The following is a 3,406-nucleotide window of genomic DNA, read 5'->3' as shown; positions in this document are numbered from 1 at the left end:
GAGATCTCGTCGCCGTTGCCCGAGCGGAGCGCCTGCTTCGCGCCTTCGACGGCCTTGTCGAGCCGCGCCTTGAGCGACGCGTCGACCTTGTCGGCCCATTCCTTCGCGTTCTTCTCCACCTCATACACCAGGGTGTCGAGCCGGTTGCGGCGCTCGATCTCGTCGCGGCGCCGCTTGTCCTCGGCGGCGTGCGCCTCCGCGTCCTTCACCATCTTGTCGATATCCTTCTCCCCGAGCCCGGACGAGGCCTCGATGCGGATCTTCTGCTCCTTGCCCGTGGCCTTGTCCCGCGCGGACACGTGCAGGATGCCGTTCGCGTCGATGTCGAACGTGACCTCGATCTGCGGCACGCCGCGCGGAGCCGGCGGAATCCCGGTGAGCTGGAATTTCCCGATCGTCCGGTTGTCGGCCGCCATCTGGCGCTCGCCCTGCAACACGTGGATCTCGACCGTGGTCTGGGTGTCCTCGGCGGTCGAGAAGATCTCCGACTTCTTGGTGGGGATCGTGGTGTTGCGCGGGATCAGGACCGTCGTGACCCCGCCGAGCGTCTCGATCCCGAGCGACAGCGGCGTGACGTCGAGGAGTAGCACGTCCTTGACCTCGCCCGCGAGCACGCCGCCCTGGATCGCGGCGCCGATCCCCACCACTTCGTCCGGGTTCACGCCCTTGTGCGGCTCCTTGCCGAAGAAGCTCTTGACGATCTCCTGGACCTTGGGCATGCGCGTCTGGCCCCCGACGAGGATCACCTCGTCGATCTCCGTGGGCTTGAGCCCCGCGTCCTTGAGCGCCTGTTGCATCGGCGGGAGGGTGCGCTTCACCAGATCGTCGACCAGCTGCTCGAGCTTGGCGCGGGTGAGCGTCAGGTTCAAGTGTTTGGGCCCCGACTGGTCGGCCGTGATGAAGGGCAGGTTGATCTCCGTCTGCATCACCGTGGACAACTCCATCTTGGCCTTCTCCGCGGCCTCCTTCAGACGCTGCAGCGCCATCGGATCGCGCGACAGATCGATCCCCTGGTCGCGCTTAAACTCCGCGACGAGCCACTCCATGATCCGCGCGTCGAAGTCGTCGCCCCCGAGGTGGGTGTCGCCGTTGGTGGACTTCACCTCGAACACGCCCTCGGCGAGCTCGAGCACCGAGATGTCGTAAGTGCCACCGCCCAGATCGTACACCGCGATCTTCTCTTCCTTTTTCTTGTCGAGCCCGTAGGCGAGCGCCGACGCCGTCGGCTCGTTGATGATCCGCACCACGTCGAGCCCGGCGATCTTACCGGCGTCCTTCGTCGCCTGACGCTGCGAGTCGTTGAAGTATGCCGGGACCGTGACCACCGCCTTCTCGACCTTGTGGCCGAGGTAGTCCTCCGCCGTCTGCTTCATCTTCTGCAGGATCATCGCGGAGATCTCGGGCGGCGTGTAGCGCTTGCCCTGGATCTCGACCGTGGCGAGGCCGTTCGGGCCCTCGACCACCTTGTAGGGAACGCGCTTGATCTCCTCGGTCACCTCATTCAGGCGCCGACCCATGAAGCGCTTGATCGAAAACACCGTGTTCTGGGGGTTCGTGACCGCCTGCCGCTTCGCCACCTGGCCGACGAGCCGCTCACCGTCCTTGGTGAAAGCCACTACGGACGGGGTGACGCGCCCGCCTTCGGCGTTGGGAATGACGACCGGGTCGCCGCCTTCCATGACGGCCACCACGGAGTTCGTGGTGCCCAAGTCGATGCCGATGATTTTCTCAGCCATGACGACGTGCTCCTTAGCTTGAGGGTGATGCGCAGACGTTGCTGCCCGTCGCACAAGCAAGCCGCGTGCCCTCGAAAGGTGCCAAAAAGGCAGAGCGGGGCTGGGCCGAGCGGGTTAGATTGCCCGCGTGATTCCGTACAAAGACGAGAATCCCGCCGAGCTTACCCCCGTCGTCACGGTCGGCATCATCTTGGTAAACGTCCTCGTCTGGCTGTTCGTTCAGGGCGCGGGTGGCAATGACGCGGCCCTGGCAGCCTCGGTCTGCCAGCTGGGACTGATTCCGGGCGAGTTGCTGCGCACCGTGGCGCCCGGGACGGCGGTGCCGCTCGGCGCCGGGCTCCACTGCCTGATCTCCGCCGAGCCGCACTGGTCGACCGTCCTGACGTCGATGTTCACGCACGGCGGCTGGATCCATCTGCTCGGCAATATGTGGTTCCTCTGGGTCTTCGGGAACAACATCGAAGACGCGATGGGGCACGCGCGCTTCGTGGTCTTCTACCTCGTGTGCGGAGTCATCGCGGCGTTGACCCAGATGCTGGTCGCGCCCAACTCGGCGGTGCCGATGGTGGGTGCGTCGGGCGCGATCAGCGGCGTGATGGGGGCCTACGTGCTGCTGTTCCCGCGCGTGCGGGTCCACACGCTCGTCTGGCTCGGGTTTTTCGTGACAACCGTGACGTTACCCGCCTACGTGATGCTCGGCTACTGGTTCTTCTATCAGCTGCTGCTCGGCACGGTCGGGGCGCTGGCCCAGGTCGAGGGCGGCACGGCGTTCTGGGCGCACGTCGGCGGTTTCCTTGCCGGCATGGCGCTCATCCGCCTGTTCGCGTCCTCGGACTACCTGGAGCGGCACCGTGGCGGCGCGCTCATCCTTCCGCGTGGTGTTTGATCGTCTTTCCCTCCACCACGAACACGACATCTTCGGCGATGTTGGTCGCCAGGTCCGCAACGCGCTCGAGGTTGCGGCTCACCAGGAACAAGTCCATCGCCGCGCCGATGATGTGGGGGTCCTCCATCATGTGCGTGAGGAGGATGCGGAACACGGAGCGGTTCAGGGCGTCCACGGAGTCGTCGCGGCGGCAGATCTCACGGCCGAGCACCGCGTCGCCGCGCACGAACGCGTCGAGCGCGCCCGACAGCATGGCGCGCACCTGGCGGGCCATCTCGAGCAGCTCCGGCTCGGGGGCGACGAGACGGGCGCCGAGCAGGCGCTCGGCGGACTGCGCGATGTTCACGGCGTGGTCGCCCACGCGCTCCAAGTCGTTGGCGATCTTGGTGGCCGCCACGAGCAGCCGCAGGTCGCGCGCCATGGGCTGCTGAGTGGCGAGCAGGTCGATCACCATCTCTTCGATCTCGAGCTCCCAGGCGTCGATCGCGCGGTCTCCGGCGATGACCTGCGCGGCGAGGCCGGGATCGCGCTTCAAGAGCGCGTCGAGCGCGCGGCCGAGGGCGTCTTGCGCCTCCCCCGACATGGTGAGGAGCTTCGCCTTGAGCTCGGAGAGCTCGTCGTGGAAGTGGCGGTGTGCCGTGCGGGGCGAGGAGGCGCTCATCCGAACCGTCCTGTGATGTAGGCCTCGGTACGCTCGTCCGCGGGCCTCGTGAAGATCTGCTTCGTGTCGCCGAACTCGATCAGGCGGCCGAGATAGAAGAAACCGGTGTAGTCCGATACCCGC

The 3,406-nt window shown here is 66.3% G+C and carries 4 protein-coding genes; 1 reads left to right on the top strand and 3 read right to left on the bottom strand.

The features are described from left to right. A partial coding sequence (dnaK, locus tag VKG64_17920) for a molecular chaperone DnaK (GenBank protein HKB26916.1) occupies window positions 1–1,736 on the bottom strand: 1,736 nt, incomplete at its 3' end. A gap of 127 nt (window positions 1,737–1,863) precedes the next feature. Between dnaK and VKG64_17915 the strand changes: the two genes are divergently transcribed. Further along, window positions 1,864–2,622 carry a rhomboid family intramembrane serine protease gene (locus tag VKG64_17915; protein HKB26915.1) on the top strand — a complete coding sequence of 253 codons (759 nt, stop codon included), beginning with the start codon at window positions 1,864–1,866 and terminating at the stop codon, window positions 2,620–2,622. On the opposite strand, the gene phoU is transcribed toward VKG64_17915, so the two are convergent. Next, window positions 2,600–3,283, bottom strand: coding sequence for a phosphate signaling complex protein PhoU (gene phoU, locus VKG64_17910; GenBank protein HKB26914.1), 684 nt, complete (start codon window positions 3,281–3,283; stop codon window positions 2,600–2,602). The genes VKG64_17915 and phoU overlap by 23 nt on opposite strands. Then, window positions 3,280–3,406, bottom strand: a 127-nt coding sequence (gene pstB / locus VKG64_17905) for a phosphate ABC transporter ATP-binding protein (protein ID HKB26913.1), incomplete at its 5' end; no start/stop codon positions are given. The genes pstB and phoU, both read right to left, overlap by 4 nt.

This window comes from Candidatus Methylomirabilota bacterium (genome assembly GCA_035260325.1).
GTDB lineage: Bacteria > Methylomirabilota > Methylomirabilia > Rokubacteriales > CSP1-6 > AR19.
This window is presented reverse-complemented; position numbering and strand designations above follow the sequence as displayed.

What these genes read in the sequence shown, in the direction of transcription:
- phoU (HKB26914.1), bottom strand. Translation starts at nt 3,283, where the DNA reads ATGAGCGCCTCCTCGCCCCGCACGGCACACCGCCACTTCCACGACGAG.